The sequence below is a fragment of the Cytobacillus sp. FSL R7-0680 genome (assembly GCF_038009245.1).
Taxonomy (GTDB): Bacteria; Bacillota; Bacilli; order Bacillales; family Cytobacillaceae; genus Cytobacillus; species Cytobacillus kochii.
In genome coordinates this window covers 892117-911533 of the sequence record NZ_JBBPAO010000001.1, presented here as the reverse complement: position 1 = coordinate 911533, position 19417 = coordinate 892117, and the positions used below count along the sequence as shown (strand labels likewise).

General features: G+C 37.2%; 18 protein-coding genes. All 18 read right to left on the bottom strand.

The window, feature by feature from the left end; genetic code table 11:
• Positions 1 to 110: 110 nt before the first annotated feature.
• The 18 genes from MKY26_RS04670 to MKY26_RS04585 all read right to left on the bottom strand — a co-directional run bounded on the left by MKY26_RS04670 (position 111) and on the right by MKY26_RS04585 (position 19349).
• Positions 111 to 1037: a dipeptidase gene (locus MKY26_RS04670; protein ID WP_095369457.1), complete on the bottom strand. Its 927-nt coding sequence runs from the start codon at positions 1035 to 1037 to the stop codon at positions 111 to 113.
• Positions 1038 to 1169: 132 nt separating this feature from the next.
• The gene (spoVS, locus tag MKY26_RS04665; RefSeq protein ID WP_095369458.1) at positions 1170 to 1430 is read right to left on the bottom strand and encodes a stage V sporulation protein SpoVS; all 261 of its coding nucleotides are present in this window, start codon (positions 1428 to 1430) and stop codon (positions 1170 to 1172) included.
• A gap of 151 nt (positions 1431 to 1581) precedes the next feature.
• Positions 1582 to 2379 (bottom strand): TIGR00282 family metallophosphoesterase, encoded by a 798-nt coding sequence (locus MKY26_RS04660; protein WP_341092233.1) that lies wholly within the window; start codon positions 2377 to 2379, stop codon positions 1582 to 1584.
• A 123-nt stretch (positions 2380 to 2502) separates the two neighbouring features.
• The gene (rny, locus tag MKY26_RS04655; protein ID WP_180316975.1) at positions 2503 to 4065 is read right to left on the bottom strand and encodes a ribonuclease Y; all 1563 of its coding nucleotides are present in this window, start codon (positions 4063 to 4065) and stop codon (positions 2503 to 2505) included.
• A gap of 461 nt (positions 4066 to 4526) precedes the next feature.
• Positions 4527 to 5567 (bottom strand): recombinase RecA, encoded by a 1041-nt coding sequence (gene recA, locus MKY26_RS04650; RefSeq protein WP_095369461.1) that lies wholly within the window; start codon positions 5565 to 5567, stop codon positions 4527 to 4529.
• Between the two features lie 370 nt (positions 5568 to 5937).
• On the bottom strand, positions 5938 to 7170 hold the full coding sequence (locus MKY26_RS04645) for a competence/damage-inducible protein A (protein ID WP_341092230.1): 1233 nt from the start codon (positions 7168 to 7170) through the stop codon (positions 5938 to 5940).
• Between the two features lie 16 nt (positions 7171 to 7186).
• A complete protein-coding gene (gene pgsA, locus MKY26_RS04640; RefSeq protein WP_095369463.1) occupies positions 7187 to 7765 on the bottom strand; it encodes a CDP-diacylglycerol--glycerol-3-phosphate 3-phosphatidyltransferase in 579 nt (192 codons plus the stop codon).
• Positions 7766 to 7924: 159 nt separating this feature from the next.
• Entirely contained in the window at positions 7925 to 8815 is an 891-nt protein-coding gene (locus MKY26_RS04635; RefSeq protein WP_095369464.1) for a helix-turn-helix domain-containing protein, read from the bottom strand.
• A 12-nt stretch (positions 8816 to 8827) separates the two neighbouring features.
• A complete protein-coding gene (locus MKY26_RS04630; protein ID WP_095369465.1) occupies positions 8828 to 9625 on the bottom strand; it encodes a DUF3388 domain-containing protein in 798 nt (265 codons plus the stop codon).
• A 203-nt stretch (positions 9626 to 9828) separates the two neighbouring features.
• Positions 9829 to 10074 carry a DUF3243 domain-containing protein gene (locus MKY26_RS04625; RefSeq protein ID WP_095369466.1) on the bottom strand — a complete coding sequence of 82 codons (246 nt, stop codon included), beginning with the start codon at positions 10072 to 10074 and terminating at the stop codon, positions 9829 to 9831.
• A 112-nt stretch (positions 10075 to 10186) separates the two neighbouring features.
• Positions 10187 to 10909: an elongation factor P 5-aminopentanone reductase gene (gene ymfI / locus MKY26_RS04620; protein ID WP_341092228.1), complete on the bottom strand. Its 723-nt coding sequence runs from the start codon at positions 10907 to 10909 to the stop codon at positions 10187 to 10189.
• 64 nt (positions 10910 to 10973) lie between these two features.
• Positions 10974 to 12260: an EF-P 5-aminopentanol modification-associated protein YfmH gene (gene yfmH, locus MKY26_RS04615; RefSeq protein WP_341092226.1), complete on the bottom strand. Its 1287-nt coding sequence runs from the start codon at positions 12258 to 12260 to the stop codon at positions 10974 to 10976.
• A complete protein-coding gene (gene yfmF / locus MKY26_RS04610; protein WP_307314356.1) occupies positions 12260 to 13540 on the bottom strand; it encodes an EF-P 5-aminopentanol modification-associated protein YfmF in 1281 nt (426 codons plus the stop codon). The genes yfmH and yfmF overlap by 1 nt, the downstream gene beginning before the upstream one ends.
• 210 nt (positions 13541 to 13750) lie before the next feature.
• Positions 13751 to 14710, bottom strand: a complete 960-nt coding sequence (locus MKY26_RS04605) for an ABC transporter permease (RefSeq protein ID WP_341092223.1) — start codon at positions 14708 to 14710, stop codon at positions 13751 to 13753.
• Positions 14711 to 15757, bottom strand: coding sequence for an ABC transporter permease (locus MKY26_RS04600; RefSeq protein WP_095369470.1), 1047 nt, complete (start codon positions 15755 to 15757; stop codon positions 14711 to 14713). It abuts the gene before it with no gap.
• Positions 15750 to 17282: an ABC transporter ATP-binding protein gene (locus tag MKY26_RS04595; protein ID WP_095369471.1), complete on the bottom strand. Its 1533-nt coding sequence runs from the start codon at positions 17280 to 17282 to the stop codon at positions 15750 to 15752. The genes MKY26_RS04600 and MKY26_RS04595 overlap by 8 nt, the downstream gene beginning before the upstream one ends.
• A 194-nt stretch (positions 17283 to 17476) precedes the next feature.
• Positions 17477 to 18571 (bottom strand): BMP family lipoprotein, encoded by a 1095-nt coding sequence (locus tag MKY26_RS04590; RefSeq protein WP_095369472.1) that lies wholly within the window; start codon positions 18569 to 18571, stop codon positions 17477 to 17479.
• A gap of 49 nt (positions 18572 to 18620) precedes the next feature.
• Entirely contained in the window at positions 18621 to 19349 is a 729-nt protein-coding gene (locus MKY26_RS04585; RefSeq protein WP_095369473.1) for a GntR family transcriptional regulator, read from the bottom strand.
• Positions 19350 to 19417: the final 68 nt, after the last annotated feature.

Sequence of the window (19417 nt, the reverse complement as noted above, 5' to 3'; positions counted from 1 at the left end):
TACTAAACGCTTTCAATTCTAGACCTAACAATGTAAAATTGCAAGCCTTTAAGATTAAATAATTGATAGATTTGTTTATTTTTTTAGATAGTTTTGAAAAATTCATCTATTTATCTACTAAATAACATATTTTTAAAATTATAATAGGTAATCTTTTCTACGACATCGTGTGGAAAGTGCTGTAATAATGTGTCAATCAAATATTGATATTCTCCAGCATGCTCAAGCCCTCTTAGTGGTGGTTCAGTGCCATCAAAGTCTGAACCAAGGCCAATATGGTCTTCTCCACCAAGGGAGCAGATATGATCAATATGTTTTAATACATCATTGATTGAAGCTCTATGTGGCTCATTTAAGAATTCTCTAACAAAAGTCAATCCAATCAAACCATCTTTCTTAATAAGAGCTCGAATTTGGTCATCGGTTAAATTCCTTGGATGTGAACAATAATGAAGACAATTAGAGTGTGAAGCAAACGGTCTCTTAGCTATATCCATTACATCCCAGAAGCCTTTTTCTGCTATATGAGAGACATCACATAATATATTGCGTTCATTTAATATTTCAATAACCTTTTTGCCAAATCGTGATAGTCCTCCTGCATTCTCCTCTAATACACCATCGGCAACAAAATTTCCGTAATTCCAAGTTAAGCCGACCGATTGTACACCTAACCTTAACAGCGATTTTAATTTCACTTCATCATTGTAAATCGCATCACAGCCTTCTAGAGTTAAAACCGCCCCTATTTCATTTTCCTGTAATCCTTGAAGATCATCACTCGACTGAATTACCTTCACTTGAGGATGAGGTTTAACTATTTTCTCATAAAAAATATCAACCATTTGTAGTGCTGCGTTAAACTTTAATTCTGGATGAATTTTCTCTGGTACATAAATAGCAAACAATTGGACTTTCACATCACCGGCTAATAATCGATTGAGATTAGCCTGAAGCTGCTGCGAATACTGAAACTCAATGGAAGGGTCCAAAAACATTTTTACTAATACATCACAATGACCATCAACTATCTTCACTTTCTCACTCCCTTATTATTTAAATATACAAAATATTTCATTCATTCTCTATTGTTTTTCGTTCTACAAAGAGAAAAAACCCATTTGATAATCAAATGAGCTTTTACTTTTTCTGATGGGACATGACAGCCATTATCTAGGTTCTACGATCAGCTTTATAGCTGTTCTCTCTTCCCCATCTATCAAAATATCTGTAAACGCAGGAATACATACTAAGTCTACACCGCTAGGCGCTACAAATCCTCTTGCGATTGCTACTGCTTTAACCGCTTGATTCAATGCACCCGCACCAATTGCCTGGATTTCTGCTGCTCCTCTTTCACGTAGAACACCAGCAAGCGCACCAGCTACAGAATTAGGATTAGATTTTGCTGAAACTTTTAATATTTCCATTCCTAGCTCCTCCTCATTTTTCCCCCTCCTGAATGCTCTTTTTTTAAAGAGTTCATCAGGTTTCAATAAATGTTTCCACTGCTACTATATTCATAATGAAAAAGACATATTCCAGCTTGACCAGAAAAATTAAAAAATGAGGAGGTTTTTTTTAGCTATAAAATTGGTGATCATCATTAATTAAAACGCTTTCTATCTTCTTCGCTTTTCCTGTTTTCATATCAATGTCAATGGTTACGGCACTCAATATTCCTCTTCCACTTTTCGGTACTTCAAAACGAACCGGCATATTCGTAATAAACCGCTTTAATACAGCTTCTCTTTCCATACCAAGAATACCATCGTATGGTCCAGTCATACCTACATCACTCATGAATGCTGTCCCATTTGGCAGAATGCGTTGATCTGCTGTTTGCACATGTGTATGAGTCCCAATTACTGCTGACACTTTACCATCTAAATACCAGCCCATTGCTTGTTTCTCACTTGTTGTTTCACCATGAAAATCGACGAAAATAACCGGAGTTCTTTGCTTTGCCTCTTCAATAAGTTGCTCTGCCTTCTCAAAAGGGCAATCACTTGGTTGCATAAATGTTCGACCTTGTAGATTGATAACAGCTATTTCTTCACTATTATATTTTAAATAAACTAAACCCTTCCCTGGATTATTATCAGGGAAATTAGCTGGCCTAACTAAATACTTTGCTTCCTCAATGAAATCAAATATTTCCTTATTATCCCATGTGTGATTACCTAATGTCACCGCTTGTGCTCCAGCCGATAAAAATTCCCTGTATATTTTTTCGGTAATTCCTCTACCACCAGCAGCGTTCTCCCCATTAATAATGGTTATTTGCGGTCGATACTTTTCCTTTAACTTGGGTAAATACTCTTCTACCATTTCACGGCCTAATGATCCAACAACGTCCCCTACAAATAAAATTCTCATAAAATTCCCCTTCTAAAAATACTTGTATTCATACATACGCCAATCAAGCTCTATGCTAGATTGTTAGCTCTTTAAGATTATTTATCCTTCAAAAAAGGAAGCGATGCCTAATAGGCATCGCTCTTATTTCGCATATTCTACGGCTCTTGTTTCCCTAATAACCGTTACTTTTATATGACCTGGATAATCGAGTTCTTCTTCGATTTTCTTCCTTATATCTCTTGCAAGACGGTGTGCTTCCAAATCATCAATTTGCTCCGGTTTAACCATAATGCGAATTTCACGACCCGCTTGAATAGCAAATGATTTTTCAACACCATCATATGACTCTGAGATTTCTTCGAGCTTTTCTAAACGTCGAATATAATTCTCAAGCGTTTCTCTTCTTGCCCCCGGTCTTGCAGCAGAAAGTGCATCAGCTGCAGCTACTAAAACAGCGATAATGGATGTTGGTTCCGTGTCACCATGATGGGAAGCGATACTATTAATGACAACTGGGTGTTCTTTATATTTCGTCGCTAGTTCAACCCCAATTTCCACATGGCTTCCTTCTACTTCATGGTCAATCGCTTTCCCAACATCATGTAATAATCCTGCTCGGCGAGCTAATGTCTCATCTTGACCTAATTCCGCAGCAAGCATACCGGACAACTGTGCTACTTCCATCGAGTGTTTCAATACATTTTGACCGTAGCTTGTACGGAATTTTAGGCGACCTAATATTTTGATCAAGTCAGGATGTAAACCATGGACACCAACTTCGAATGTCGTTTGCTCTCCAATTTCTCGAATATGCTCATCCACTTCTCGTCTGGCCTTGTCCACCATTTCCTCGATTCGAGCTGGATGAATTCTTCCATCCTGTACAAGTTTATCAAGTGCAAGACGAGCAGTTTCTCGTCGGATAGGATCAAATCCTGAAAGAATAACGGCTTCTGGTGTATCATCGATAATCAAATCAATACCTGTCAACGTTTCAAGTGTACGGATATTACGCCCTTCACGACCGATAATACGACCTTTCATTTCGTCGTTTGGCAAGTTAACAACTGACACCGTTGTTTCAGCTACATGGTCCGCAGCACATCTTTGAATCGCTAATGATAAGATTTCTTTCGCACGCTTATCCGCTTCTTCCTTCGCCCTTGATTCACTCTCTTTTACCATGATGGCAATATCATGTGCAACCTCTTGTTCAGTACGATCTAAAATGATGGATTTAGCTTCCTCACGAGTTAACCCGGAGATTCTTTCCAGTTCAGTTTGCTGAGACTGTACCATTTTGTCCACTTTGCTTTCCATCTCTTCAATATGCTGTTGTCTTTTGCCAAGAGAGTCGTCTCTTTTTTCCAAAACCGCTTCACGCTTATCTAGCGTTTCATCTTTTCGGTCTAGATTCTCTTCTTTTTGCAATAAACGATTTTCTTGTTTTTGCAGTTCATTCCTACGTTCACGAATTTCACGTTCCGCCTCTGTGCGAAGCTTATGATTCTCATCCTTCGCTTCAAGTAATGCCTCTTTCTTTAGAGCTTCTGCTTCACGTTTTGCATCTTCTAAGATTTGATCAGCAGCTCCTCGGGCACCAGCGATTTTTGCTTCCGTAACGGATTTTCGAAAGAAATAGCCAACAAAAGCAGCAACGATTAGGCCAAGCAAAATGGAGATGATATAACCTAGTTCCATCATTTCACCTCCTCTTGCTATAAACTTTTTTGTTACGTTTTTAAAGTGTTGGCATGTATACCGTTTTAACAATATACTGCACTTAAGCTTTTCAACGCTTTCATTCTTCTTATTGTTTGCAAATAATACAGTTATTTGGAAGCATTCTCCATTGTTTGCAACAGAGATATCTTCTGAAAAGGTTATTTCTACCTTCCCTTAACAAATATGCAAATTAACATATAAAAAATGTAAATTATACAGTTTTAATTGTAAAGCCGCAGAATTTCATTGTCAAGTACTTGAAGGTAGAGTATAAGTCCACAATGCCTGTTATTATGTATAATCACGAGCTCAAGAAGATGACGATTTTCACCGCATGATTTTTCTATACAAAAAGAGATATTCAACTATATTTATAAGTTGTGAATATCTCTTTTCGAAGTAACAAGAGTTACAGTAGTCTGTACTCTGCTTTCTCTCAATTAATCGATTAGTTCGAATTCCTCTTGTTCATCATCGCTGTTAGAAGATTTATCTACGTCTAAACCATAGTACTCCCGGATTTTCTCTTGAATTTGCAAACGAATTTCCGTATTCTCTTTAAGGAATTGCTTTGCATTTTCTCTTCCTTGACCTAAACGTTCATCATTATAGGAGTACCAAGAACCACTTTTTTGTACAATATCAATCTCTGATCCGAGATCAATAATTTCCCCTTCTTTTGATACACCTTCACCATACATGATATCAACTTCCGCTACTCTAAAAGGCGGAGCTACTTTATTTTTTACAATTTTAATTTTTGTTTTATTACCGACAATCTCATTGCCTTGCTTCAAAGCTTCTGCTCTACGCACTTCTAAACGTACCGTTGAGTAGAATTTTAATGCACGACCACCTGGTGTTGTTTCAGGGTTACCGAACATAACGCCTACTTTTTCACGAATTTGGTTAATGAAGATCGCAATCGTTTTGGATTTATTAATCGCACCAGATAGTTTCCTTAGTGCCTGCGACATTAATCTTGCTTGAAGACCGACGTGAGAATCTCCCATTTCCCCTTCAATTTCTGCCTTTGGTACTAAAGCAGCTACAGAGTCAATAACTAAAATATCAACGGCACCACTTCTAACTAAAGCTTCAGCTATTTCAAGGGCTTGTTCCCCTGTATCTGGTTGTGATAAAAGAAGCTCATCAATATTTACCCCAAGGTTTTGAGCATATACAGGGTCAAGTGCATGCTCTGCATCGATAAATGCTGCTTGTCCACCTGCTGCTTGTACTTCAGCAATGGCGTGCAGAGCAACAGTTGTTTTACCCGAACTTTCAGGCCCGTAAATTTCGATGATACGTCCTCTCGGATATCCACCTACTCCTAAAGCGGTATCTAAAGCTAATGAACCACTTGGAATAGTGGATATTTTACGCTCTGCTTGTTCTCCTAACTTCATAATCGAGCCTTTACCAAACTGCTTTTCTATTTGTTTCAACGCCATATCTAAGGCTGCTTGACGATCGCTCATGCTATTTCCTCCTTTAAATTTCGATTATCTATGATAAATTTATCATTAGGTCTTTCGATTTCATATTTATACTATAGCTTTTTTTTATGACTTTGTCGAGGAAAAAATCGAACATCCATTCGTTTTTTTTATCGGTTGGTTTTTTTGGAAAAATGATCGTTTTGCCAGATAGAAATCCATTAATCAAACCTCTTTCTCAGTATAAACTTCAAATTTCTTTTAATCTCCGACTATTCCTTTAGCTATATTGGCACCCTAGCCGATCATAACAAGCATCTATTGCTTCTTTAGAAGTGAGAAATCCGAACAACGTTAATCATTGTCCGGATTTCTTCAACTACTTACTTCCTTCAGTATCTAAAACGCCTCACTACGCCAAGGATTTCAATAGAAAATAGGCGCCATAAAGAGATGACCTCTTTCTGATTGATGTGCGGGAACCACCAAGGTTGAGCTTCTCAGCTCTTGCTTCACCATCGTGATAAATCCCTATATAAACGGTACCGACTGGATTGCCTTCTAATTCATCAGGTCCGGCAACACCCGTAAAGCTTACACCAATGTCACTTTCCATTAACTTGGCGACATTTTCCGCAAGTTCCTTTGCACATGTAGCACTGACAACACCTTCATTTTTAATTGTCTCTAGCTTTACATTGAGTACTTTAGCTTTTACTTCATTTGTATAACAAACGACGCCACCATTTATTAGCCCACCAGCTCCAGGAATCGATGTAAATGTTTCTTGAAACATGCCCCCAGTTAAACTTTCCGCAGCAGACAGGGTTAATTTCTTGTCCTGCATTCTTTTTGAGAGCTCTTTAAAGAGCGACGTATCATCATAACCGTAAAAATAGTCTCCTACTACTGCCATAATTTCTTTCTCTTTTTCTTCCAAAAGTGTTAAAGCAGTATCAAGATTATGATGTTTGGCTGTCAACCTCAATGTAACTTCATGATCTCCCGCTAACGGCGCAATCGTCGGGTTTGTTTGGTTATCAAGTATATCTTCTATTTCCGCCTCTAGCATTGCTTCACCAATGCCAAAGAATCTAAGGACACGCGACGAGATAACTGCTTCTTCTACTGATTGTGATTTTATTGCAGAAAATCCGTATTTCAAAAACATCGGTTCCATTTCTTTTGGTGGCCCAGGTAAAAGCATATATTGCTTATTTTCCGTCTGATAAAACATACCAGGTGCCATACCGTAATCATTAGGAAGTACTTTCGCACCAGAAAGAACTAAGGCTTGCTTACGATTATTTTCAGTCATCGGTCGATTCGTCCGTTTAAAATATTCTTCAATAGACGCCAGTGCTGTATCATCCATTACGAGATTTGTTTGCAAATGCTTAGCAATGGTTTCTTTTGTTAAATCGTCTTTTGTCGGACCAAGCCCACCAGTGAAGATAATGAGTTCAGCTCTATTTTCAGCAATTTTTATAGCAGACTCTAACCGCCCCGCATTGTCTCCGACGACCGTATGATAAAAAACATTCACACCAAGGTCAGCTAACTGCTGTGATAAAAATTTGGCGTTCGTATTGTTAATTTGTCCTAATAACAACTCAGAGCCAACGGCAATAATTTCAGCATTCATGATGACCACTCTCCTATTATTTTGAATTGGTAAAGGCATGTTTGTTTTTAATAAAATAATCAACGCCAGACCAAACAGTAAACACCATGCTCACCCATAGAGCAAATGTCGCAAAGTCAAATGGAATCAATGCGAAGATTGTATTATGCAGCAATAACGCAGATACAGCTATAATTTGCGTCCAAGTTTTAATCTTACCTAACATATTCGCTGCAACTACCTCACCACCACCTGCTAAAATCAGGCGAAGACCAGTTATTGCAAACTCCCTACTAATAATAATAATCACAATCCAAGCGGGAGCCATCCCTAATTCTACAAGGATGATTAATGCACTGGAAACTAATAACTTATCTGCTAAAGGGTCTAAAAATTTCCCTAAATTGGTTACTAATTGATATTTTCTCGCTACATATCCATCAATCCAATCTGTAACGGAAGCGAATATAAAAATAAGCGCGCCAACAAAATGAGCAATTGGGAGCGTCACACCGATAAAATTCATGTCTCCCCATGAGAAAGGGTTGTACATAATAATAATGAAAATCGGTATTAACAAAATCCTTGAAATCGTTATCTTATTTGGTAAATTCATAAGTTCCCTCCGGTAATTATGTAATTCTTCCCTTGGTGGGATGATCATATTTTATCAAAAAAAAGTCATAAAGCCTAAATTTGCGATACAATGTTAGGATTTATTTATATTTCCCACCTCAGGGGGCTAAACACGAAAATAGTCATCAATGGTTGATGACTATTCGCCAAGCGATGTAAAACGGATTGTAATGTTTTGGTTTACATACTCTGATGGTGAGACTTCATATTCGAGTCTCTCATCATTGATTTTAATTTCAGTAGCAGTTGTATTTCCAATGATTACTTGTACTTCTTTTTGATCTGTTAAATCTAACTCTTTTTCAACGCCTTCTTCCATTGTTTCTTCATAGAAGGTTTCATTATCAGCACTAGCCACTCTTACCCAGCTTTTACCTTCTGCTAATAAAGATAGTGTAAACGTATCCGTATTTTTCAATTCATATACAGTGTTTTTACCCGAGGATTCTTGTACACTTAACTCTTGAACTGGTTTCTCCTCTTCTTCTGCATTTTCATCTGCTGCATCGTCTTTTTCTTCCTCAGGAGCAGCATCTTCATTTTGTTTCTCATCTTTAGGCATATTATTTTCAACAATTGCACCTGGATTATTATTGTCTTCATTTGATTGCTTATCACTATTAGACACGTTATTTTCAACAAAATAATAAATGACAGCAATAACACCAATGATAAAGACAATAATTAAAACTTTTGGTAAAAGATCTAAAAACTTCGAAGTTGAAGGAGAGATATTCTTACTTGTTTGCACACGTGAAAGTTTCTCTGGAATATCTTCATTGGATGTTGCTGGAATTTCACTTTTATACTCATCTAACAGCTCTTCATGATTTAAGCCCACTGCCTCTGCATATTGCTTAATGAAAGCACGCACATAAAATTTACCCGGCATTATACGGTAATTACCTTCTTCTATGCCGATTAAATATCTTTTCTGTATTTTTGTAACTGTCTGTAACTCATCAAGAGACATCCCTTTTTGTAAACGTGCTTCTTTCAAACGACTACCTAATTCTGTCAAAACTAACACCTTCCAACATTACTAAAAATCAAAACCTCCGAAGCCTGTATCGGAGAACATATTATGATTGTTACGTTCGACTACATCATAGACGATATCTTCATCATGGTCGTGACGAAGCTCGATAATATAATCAAAATCATCCAAAGTATATTCTGAATTTTGCACAAAAACATCAGGATGTTCAATTACTTTAATAGCTGGGAGTCTCATTATCTCTCTCACAAGCTGCCAATGACGTTCATTTGCTCTTTTTGTCGAAACGATCCCATCAATGATAAATAAATTATCATCGCTATACTCATCTTCAATTAATTGATTGCGAATCGTTTGTTTAAGCAACGTTGACGAAACAAACAGCCATCGTTTATTCGCACAAACACTTGATGCCACAATAGATTCTGTTTTCCCAACCCTAGGCATGCCACGAATACCAATTAATTTATGGCCTTCCTTCTTAAATAATTCTGCCATAAAATCTACTAAAAGACCGAGCTCATCTCTGACAAATCGAAAAGTCTTCTTATCATCTGCGTCTCTCTGTATGTATCTCCCATGTCTCACAGCCAGCCGATCGCGAAGCTTTGGCTCTCTTAGTTTAATGAGCTTAATCGTATCCATCGTCTTTAATATTGATTCCAATCGAACGATTTGGTCATCATCTTTAGCAAGGATCAACATTCCACGCCTACCTTGATCAACTCCATTAATCGTAATAATGTTGATGGAAAGCATCCCTAACAATGATGAAATATCTCCGAGTAATCCAGGTCTGTTTTTTTGGATTTCATATTCGAAATACCATTCTTTTTTCTCCACCTAAAACACTCCTTATTCGCCTACAGTTCCAGATATTCTTATTACACAATATTAATTTATTTTTAATTAAATCTAGGTTCTATAATATATGATTTTCCACTAATATGAAAGGAAAATCCTTTTCGTTCGTAAAAATATATGTAAAATAAGAAAAAAGCAATTAAAGGCATATACACCTTCATTGCTTTTCCCATACCCGCTAATTATTTTTGTACTAATTTCACAACTAAATTAGCAATCGCATGTTGTTCTTCCTCACTTGCGACAGACCAAAGATCAGCAAGAATTTTCTCTTGGTCGTTTTTCGGCTCTACTGAACCAGCAAGATAATCTCCAATTTGATAAGCAATTTCACTTACCGTAGATTGATTCATCCCTTGATCTTGACCTTGTTCTAAACGCTCACCTAAAAAATCTTTCCATTGTTGCCAATTATCTAGTACAGACATTTGTATTTCCTCCTCGTTATAGACATTTGCCTCAACAGGTAGATGGTGCAAATGCAAAATATTAGAACGTACAATATTATCATGCAACGAGGAGAAATAAATTATTCATTCTTTATGTATACCAGCCACCATTGACACTTATGGTTTGACCAGTTATATAAGAAGAGGCGTCAGATAGTAAAAATGCACAAGCATGAGCTACTTCACTTGGATGACCGAACCGACCGATAGGAATATCATTCTTAATATCTTCCATTTCCATTTCGTTAAAAGAGGACATCATCTTTGACTCAATGGCACCTGGAGCAATTGCATTTACCCGTATGCCACTAGAGGCTACTTCTTTACTCAATGCCTTCACAAAGCTAATCTGTGCCCCTTTAACAGCTGAATAGACAGTTTCACAGGCAGAGCCTGTTTGTCCCCATATCGAAGAAATAAACTGTATATTTCCTCTTTGTTTTGTTACAAGTTTTGGCATTAATGCTCTCGTTAATAAAATCGGGTTTAAGACGTGTACGTTCATTAAATGTTGGACATCAGCATCTGTCATATCAGTTAATAGACCATAATAAGCATGACCGCTGCAATGAATGATCGCATCAAGTGAAAAAATGTTTTTAACAATTTTTTGATATCCTTCAGTTGAGGTTAAATCAGCAGAAATAGCAATATATTCACCGCCATAAGTATTCAAAGCAGCCACTAACTGATCAATACGAGACTGATTTTTGTTGTAATGCAAATAAAGGGAATAACCTTCTTTCGCTAATAACTGCGCAATTGCTTCGCCAATATCTCCACTAGCTCCCGTTATTAATACAAATTTCTTCATTTTTTTCCTCCAAAAAACAAATACATAAATCAAGCTAGCCCACCTAAAACGGGGCTAGCATTATTTATTTTGGTAAAACTTGGCACACAGACATTCTTTCTTCCGAAATTAATTCTTTTGCCGCTTCATTAATATCATCCAACGTTAACTTTTCAAGAAAAGGAACAATTTGAAAGAGGTCCATATCATTGAATGAGTAACGAGTAAATTGATTGGCTATATATTCAGGAGAGTTAAGCGCTCTTAAAAACCCACCAATCTTCTTCTTGATTGAGCGTTGAAGTGCCGCTTCATCCCAATTTGCACCATTCGTAGACTGCAATAAAATCTCTTTCACTTTTTCAGCAAGTTTATTTGGGTCACTTGTATCTCCGCCAATCATAGCAAAGCCAAACCCAGATTCTTGGGAGTAATCGTAAGAGAAAGTATCATCGATTAAACCTTCTCGATAGAGATCATTGTAATGTTGCCCACTTTTTCCAAATAACAAGTCTAACATAACATTTAGGCTTAGTTCTTTTTTTAGCATCTCCGCTCCTTGCTGGCTGGCGTCGTTTGTTTTAATGCCCACCATACATTTCGGTGTTTGCACATTCATTCTTAATGTACTTATCGTTTCAGCAACCGTTTGCGGCTCTTGATCAAAGATTCTATCAATTGCAGGCTGCTCGCTATAACTTTTATTAGCCTGATTTTCCCTTACTTGAGCAATTATAGCTTCTGGGTCAACTGGACCCACTACAAAAAGCAACATATTACTTGGGTGATAAAAAGTATGATAACATTCATACATCATATCCTTTGTAATGTGAGAAATACTTTCAATCGTTCCCGCGATATCGATTTTCACAGGGTGATGATGATATAGGTTTGCTATTAGACCATAATATAGACGCCAGTCAGGATTATCATCATACATTGTAATCTCTTGTCCGATAATGCCTTTCTCTTTTTCTACCGTTTCCTTAGTAAAATAAGGGTCTTGGACAAAGTCAATCAATGTAGTTAAATTCTCTTGAACGTTTGAAGTACTTGAAAAAAGATAGGCCGTGCGAGTAAATGAAGTAAATGCATTGGCAGATGCACCTTGGCGACTAAATTGTTGAAACACATCTCCATCTTCTTTTTCAAACATTTTATGCTCTAAGAAATGGGCGATACCGTCTGGTACTTTAACTGGTTCATTTTTATCAAGCGGAACAAAGTGATTATCGATCGATCCGTATTTTGTCGTAAATGTTGCAAAAGTCTTATTAAAACCATTTTTCGGTAGGACATAGACATCTAACCCATTGGCCATTTTTTCATAATAGAGTTTTTCTTGAAGCTGATCAAATGCGATTTGTTCCATTATTTTTGCACCTCTTTTCCATGAAGAAAGTAAATTGTATCAAGCTGAACTTTCTTAGCTACAGTTATAATGTCTTCCTTTGTAACTGCTTCCATTCCATTCATCCATTCAGTTAAGTCCATTTTTTGTTGAGAAACGATATTATGATAGAGCACTTCTGCGACACCTCTTGCCGTATCCATCGTTTCCAACATTTGGTTCTTAATAACCGCTTTTGTCTGCGTAATCTCTTCTTCTGTAAAGGCACCCTTCTGCATTTCCTCTAATTGTTCTTCAATAATAGAAGTTGCTTGCCCATAGCTGTTGTTGTCAATTCCAGACATCACCATCAATAGACCTTTGTGACTTTCCAAACGACTGGCGACATAATAGGCTAGAGAAGCTTTTTCTCTTACATTAATAAATAATTTTGAGTGGGAGAATCCGCCAAAAATTCCGTTAAATATTTGTAACGCACTATATTCAGGATCACCATAAGTGATACCAGTACGATAACCAATATTTAATTTCGCTTGTTTCACATCCTGCTCTTCCTTAATCGTTTCTGGCTCAATCAAATCGTTTGCTCTCGCCATTGAGGTTTCTTTAATAGATCGAGTTTTTAAAGGTAATAATTCACGAACATATTGTTCAACTTCATTCGTATCAATATCACCAATCATATATAAATCAAGCTCATCTTCAGCTAGAGCCTTTTCGTAATAATGATAAAGAGACGATTCTGTAATTAATGGTAAATCATCTAATTCACCGTGTACATGGAGCGCATAGGCTTCATCTTTACACATTTCTTGTACAAGACGTAAATTAGCATATCTCATTTTATCATCATTAACTGCTTGTATCCGCTGCTTTAATGTTCTTTTCTCACTTTCAACCACCTCTCGGTCAAAAGCTCCATTATTGGATAATGGATGGAGTAAAAGCTCTGAAAGTAATTCAAAAGCTTTTCTAAGTAATGGGGTCTGATCAGATAGAAATTTTTCATTTGCCATTTCAATAGTCATAGAAATAATGTGGTACTCCCCTTTTTTTGAGAGGTCCACATATAAGGAAGCGCCATAAAGCTCATCTAAGTATGCCCTCAACTTAGCCGTGGTAGGATATGCAGCGCTACTACTTTCTAACACATGCGGTAATAAAGCCCTTAGTGTGACAGTATCTTTACTTAAAGGCGCTTTCATTTTCCAAACAATCGTATTTGTTTTATATTTATCTGTTTTAATTTGATGGAGCTTAACACCATCAATTTCTTTAACTGTTTCTGTTGTAATATTCATTAATAAACCTCCTTATTCCTTTTTACCTTAAAACATACTATTTGAATCGCACTTCTTCCTATTTTGTCATCTTTTTAGTATATGTATGAAAAGAAAACAATATTTTCTATTATATACGTTAATAACCATCCTATGCTAATCTTGCAGACATCTATAGGAGAAAATAAGTAAAATAAAAGTCTCAGGGCCAATCTCCCGAGACTTTACTTATTATCTATTTCCTTTAATATACGGTACCCCAGAAGCTTTTGGCGCATCTGCTCTACCTATAAATCCAGTGAGTGCTATAATCGTTAATACATATGGTGCAACAAGTAGATAGACATTTGGGATATTCTCTAATAGCGGTAAGCTAGAACCAATAATACTCAAACTTTGGGCAAAGCCAAAGAATATCGCTGCACCCATTGCTCCTAAGGGATGCCATTTCCCAAATATCATTGCAGCTAATGCCATAAATCCTTGTCCACTAATTGTCGCATGACCAAAATCAGAAGAGATCGCTTGGGCATATACACCACCACCTATACCACCTAGCGCTCCCGAAAGTAATACGCCATAATAGCGCATTTTTGTCACATTAATCCCCATAGTATCTGCGGCCATCGGATGTTCGCCAACAGACCGTAATCTGAGACCGAATTTTGTCTTATAAATGACATACCAAGCAACCACAGCGAAAATGATTGCTACAAACGAAGTGTAATACGTATTAGAAAAGAATATCGGGCCAATAAACGGGATATCACTTAAAAGCGGGATATCTATTTTACTGAAGCTCTCTTGAATGATATCTGTTTGCCCTTTATCATAAATAAATTTTACTAGAAATAAGGTAACTCCTACTGCTAACAGATTGATTGCGACACCAGAAACAGTTTGATCCGCTCTAAAAGTGATGGATGCTATCGCATGAATAGCTGAAAAAATGACTCCAGCAAGCATGGCTACTAATAGCGAAACCCACGGGGTCGATGCCCCTAATACATCGGCAAACGATAAATTGAAAACAATTGCTGTAAAAGCACCTATTACCATTAATCCTTCTAATCCAATATTAATTACACCTGAACGTTCTGAGAAAGTTCCACCTAACGCGGTGAAAATAAGGGGTGCTGCCCAAAGTAAAGTAGTTGGCACAATAATCATTAATATTTCCATGATACCCACTTACTTCACCCCCTTCTTATTAATCTTTCTTATGAGTAATCGAATCATATAACTTGAAGCCACAAAGAAAACAATTAAAGCAATAATAATATCAACCAACTCGTTCGGAACGCCTGCTTCTAGTGGCATATTAAGGGCACCAACCTTCAAGCTCCCGAAAAGAATCGCCGCCAAAACAATGCCTATCGGTGAATTAGCACCTAATAAAGCTACAGCGATACCATCAAAGCCGACTCCAGTAAATCCACTTTTCACAGCGGCATATCCGAAAGTCCCAAGCCCCTCCATTGCACCAGCTAAACCAGCAAAAACTCCAGATATCACCATGGAAAGAATAATATTCTTTTTAACATTCATGCCTGCATAATTTGAAGCATGTTGATTTAAGCCAACAGCCTTCAACTCAAATCCTCTCGTTGTTTTCTCCAAAATAAACCACATAATAATAACAGCAATAATGGCAATAACAATTCCCCAGTGCATACGAGAGTAATCTGTTAAAGATTCTAATAAAGGTGAACGAAGACTTGCTGTTTCAGCAATTGGGTCCGAACTATCACTACCTTCTGACAATTTTGTTCGAATAATATAGTTCGTAATATGAAGTGCAGTATAATTCAACATAATTGTGACAATAACTTCATGAACACGATATTGTGCTTTTAAGAAACCAGGTATAAATGCCCAAATTGCCCCCGCTAAAGCAGCAGCTAGCACAGCTAAAGGTAAATGAATGATCTTCGGTAGTTCAAAAGCTACACCTACCCAAACAGCAGCTAACCAACCAACAATTAATTGCCCTTCAACTCCGATGTTAAAAAGGCCTGTTTTAAAAGCAAATGCAACTGCAAGGCCAGCTAATATATAGGGGATAATTTGTCTAACGGTTTCACCGAAAAAATAAACATCACCAAATGCACCATTCCACAGAGCTATAAACCCTGCAATAGCATCATAACCTGTTACAATCATTAAAATAGTCCCAACAATGATGCCAAGAAGCACGGCAATGATCGGTATTAATATATTTTGCATACGGTTAGACATTTCCATCACCTACCTTTTTCTTCGTTGAACCAGCCATTAATAAGCCCAACTCTTGCTCTGTCGTTTCCTTGGGATCAACCATTGCAATGATTTCCCCTTCAAAAATAACAGCAATACGGTCACTCACATTCATGATTTCGTCCATTTCAAAAGAAACTAACAGCACGGCTTTACCTTGATCTCTTTGGTCAATTAACTTGCGATGGATGAATTCAATTGCACCCACGTCAAGCCCCCTAGTCGGTTGTGAGGCAATTAATAAATCTGGATTACGATCTACTTCTCTGCCGATAATCGCTTTTTGCTGATTACCTCCAGAAAGAGCGCGAGCTGGTGTATATTCACTTGGTGTTCGTACATCATATTCTTCTATTAATCTATTTGCTTGGTCATAAATCGCTTTCTTATTCATCAAACCTGTTTTCGAATAAGGCTGTTGGTAATAGGTTTGTAGCACCATATTTTCACCAATTGTAAAATCTAATACTAAGCCATGTTTATGGCGATCTTGCGGGATATGTCCAATACCTGATTCAGTTACTTTTCTTGTATTTAATTTAGTAATTTCTTTATTGTTTAACAGAATTGACCCTTTTTCTACTTTTCTTAACCCTGCAATTGCTTCTACCAATTCTGTTTGTCCATTACCATCTACACCTGCAATACCGACAATTTCCCCTTTTCTGACTGTTAAGTTTAAATTGTCTACAACTGCGATATTGCGAGAATCTTTCACTGTAAGCGATTGTATTTCTAATGACGCTTCTTTCGGCATAGCTTCTGTTTTCTCAGTTTTAAACGTCACTTCCCTACCAACCATTAAACTAGCTAATTCATCGGGATTTGTTTCAGATACATTTAGCGTTCCGATTCCCTCACCTTTGCGAATAACCGTTACTCGGTCACATACTTCCATAATTTCTTTTAGTTTATGAGTAATCAGAATGATAGATTTACCCTCTTTAATCAGCTTACCCATTATTTGAATAAGCTCTGCAATCTCCTGTGGTGTTAGCACTGCAGTAGGTTCATCGAATATTAGGATATCTGCTCCTCGATAAAGTGTTTTTAGAATCTCAACACGCTGTTGCATTCCTACAGAAATATCTGCAATTTTTGCTTTTGGATCTACCGATAAACCATATTTTTGTGAAATGTCGCTAACTACTTTTTCCGCTTCTTTTAAATCAATTTTACCTTTTGATGTGATTTCTTTCCCTAAAATAATATTTTCTGTTACTGTGAATTTATCAACTAACATGAAATGTTGATGAACCATCCCAATACCTAACTCATTCGCGACATTTGGATTGGTGATTTTTTCAATGTTTCCCCTGACTTTAATCTCCCCTTTTTCAGGTTGATAAAGACCGAATAAAACATTCATTAACGTTGATTTTCCTGCACCATTTTCTCCGAGGAGCGCATGAATTTCTCCTGGTTTAACTTGAAGTGTGATATTATTATTCGCTACAATACCCGGAAACTCTTTACGAATATTGAGCATTTCAATAACATATTCCACCCTCTCCACTCCTTACCCTTATGTAGTTAGAGGTCAGACCTCGCTTTTTATTTATGATTGATTGAACATCCATGAATGAAATTTTAGGCTTATCTTTAAAAACCTAATTGAAAAGGATAATTTGTTATTCTTTTCAATTAACCTTTTAAGTTAAAAAGGAATAAGAGATTTCAAGTCCCTTATTCCTTTCCTCATTACTCTGCTGTAAATGCCTTCGCTTCTTCTACTGATTGAGGAGGAGTAACTTCTCCACTCTTAATTTTTTCAATCCATTCGTTTACTTGTGTTTCAACTTCCGCTTTGGCAGCGAACTCTTCGTTGATTGGTGCCAAAGTCACTCCATCTTCATTTAAACCGTAAACAGTAGTTTCGCCACCAGGGAAGTTCCCATCTTTTGCTTTAGTAGCGATATCTTGTACAGCAACGTCTACACGTTTCATAGCAGATGTAAGGATAATATTATGATCTCCGACTACCCCTTCTGCTGATTGGTCTGCGTCAACACCAATTGCCCAAAGTTCTCTCTCTGGATCTTTTCCTTTTAAGTCACGTGCTTCTTTGAATAATCCATTACCTGTTCCACCAGCCGCATGGAAGATGACATCAATACCAGAAGCATACATCTTAGAGGCTATTGATTGACCAAGCTCTGCTTTGTCAAATGCACCTGAGTAATTGCTTTCTACTTTAATATCTGGATTTACAGCTCTAACACCTGCAATAAACCCTGCTTCAAAGCGTTCAATAACAGGAAGTTCCATACCGCCGATAAAACCAACTGTATCCCCTTTTGTTGCATTTGCAGCAACGACACCAGCTAAGAAACCTGACTCTTGTTCTTTAAACATAATGCTAGCTACATTATCTGCCTCTACTTCTGAATCAATAATTGAAAATTGGCTATCTTTTTGTTGTTCGGCAATTTCAGCAATCGCATCATGCATCATCGCTCCAACACCAAACACTAAATTGAATTTTTGACGAGTTAAGTTATTTAAATTTGTTGCATAATCAGCATCAGATTGGGATTGAAGGTAAGTGTATCCACCTTTACCTTCTTCTAAGCCATTGTCTTCACCAAAAGCTTTAATCCCTTCCCATGCAGATTGGTTAAATGATTTATCATCTACGCCACCAACATCTGTTACCATTGCAACCGTGAATGACTCTTCTTTGTTGCCTTCTGAACTTGATCCTTTTTCGTTTTCTTCTGAAGAACCACATGCTCCTAAAATGGTACCTGCTGCTAGTGCAAAAGAAAGTACTAATCCAAGTTTACGTTTTTTCATTTTGTCCCCCTTAAGGAATTGGTTTACATTAGTAGATGAGTATGATTGATTAGTTAATCCGTTTTCTAAGAACATGGAAGCTAAATTTGTCTGCTCTAAAATAGTTAACCGAGAGGAGTAATGGCTCGTCTTGTTCAGTGTAATGCATCTGCTTAAGAACGAGTAGAGCTGTCTCAGGGCTACAATCTAAAATAGGTGAGACCTTCTCGTGATAACCAATCGGTTCAATTTCAGAGACCGCATATGTAATTCTTCTGCCTGTTTTTTCTTCCAAATTTTCAAAAATAGATTCTTTTTCCCAAGAGATAGAGTCTGGAATATGCTTCGCCAACATTTTATCCAAGCAATGAACAACAGGTTCACCATTTGCCGTTCTCACCCGTTCTACTACTAAGATTTCTTCATCTGCTGAACAGGAAAAAAGTCTGATATCTTCCTCACTTGGACATTGCGTCTCTGAGCTAAGGAATATAGTCCCAGGTTGCATACCTGCTTGGGTAATCATATTAGTGATACTATTTAACTGTTCAATTCCTGATGTAAATAATGGCTTTGTATTTACGAAAGTGCCGACACCGTGTCTACGAATAATGACATTCTCTTCTTCTAATATCCTTAATGCCTCTCTTAATGTCGCACGACTGACACCTAATTGTTTGGCAAGATCAAATTCTGAAGGTAATTTTTCTCTCTCTTTATAAATTCCTTTATCAATATCTTGCTTCAAACGATCAATTACTTGTAAATACAAATGGCGGCTATCTGACTTAATAGACATGCTGTGCTCCTCCAAATCCAAATCTCAAGACATCAGACCTCTGATGTTCAATCATCTCTACTAATCGA

Excerpts from the sequence above, each read along its gene's own strand:
- spoVS (WP_095369458.1), bottom strand. The coding sequence starts at position 1,430 with ATGGAAATATTAAAAGTTTCAGCAAAATCTAATCCTAATTCTGTAGCT.
- ymfI (WP_341092228.1), bottom strand. The coding sequence starts at position 10,909 with ATGAAGAAATTTGTATTAATAACGGGAGCTAGTGGAGATATTGGCGAA.
- MKY26_RS04645 (WP_341092230.1), bottom strand. The coding sequence starts at position 7,170 with ATGAATGCTGAAATTATTGCCGTTGGCTCTGAGTTGTTATTAGGACAA.
- yfmH (WP_341092226.1), bottom strand. The coding sequence starts at position 12,260 with ATGGAACAAATCGCATTTGATCAGCTTCAAGAAAAACTCTATTATGAA.
- MKY26_RS04585 (WP_095369473.1), bottom strand. The coding sequence starts at position 19,349 with ATGTCTATTAAGTCAGATAGCCGCCATTTGTATTTACAAGTAATTGAT.
- MKY26_RS04660 (WP_341092233.1), bottom strand. The coding sequence starts at position 2,379 with ATGAGAATTTTATTTGTAGGGGACGTTGTTGGATCATTAGGCCGTGAA.
- yfmF (WP_307314356.1), bottom strand. The coding sequence starts at position 13,540 with ATGAATATTACAACAGAAACAGTTAAAGAAATTGATGGTGTTAAGCTC.
- MKY26_RS04600 (WP_095369470.1), bottom strand. The coding sequence starts at position 15,757 with ATGTCTAACCGTATGCAAAATATATTAATACCGATCATTGCCGTGCTT.
- recA (WP_095369461.1), bottom strand. The coding sequence starts at position 5,567 with ATGAGCGATCGTCAAGCAGCCTTAGATATGGCGTTGAAACAAATAGAA.
- MKY26_RS04625 (WP_095369466.1), bottom strand. The coding sequence starts at position 10,074 with ATGTCTGTACTAGATAATTGGCAACAATGGAAAGATTTTTTAGGTGAG.
- pgsA (WP_095369463.1), bottom strand. The coding sequence starts at position 7,765 with ATGAATTTACCAAATAAGATAACGATTTCAAGGATTTTGTTAATACCG.
- rny (WP_180316975.1), bottom strand. The coding sequence starts at position 4,065 with ATGATGGAACTAGGTTATATCATCTCCATTTTGCTTGGCCTAATCGTT.
- MKY26_RS04590 (WP_095369472.1), bottom strand. The coding sequence starts at position 18,571 with ATGAAAAAACGTAAACTTGGATTAGTACTTTCTTTTGCACTAGCAGCA.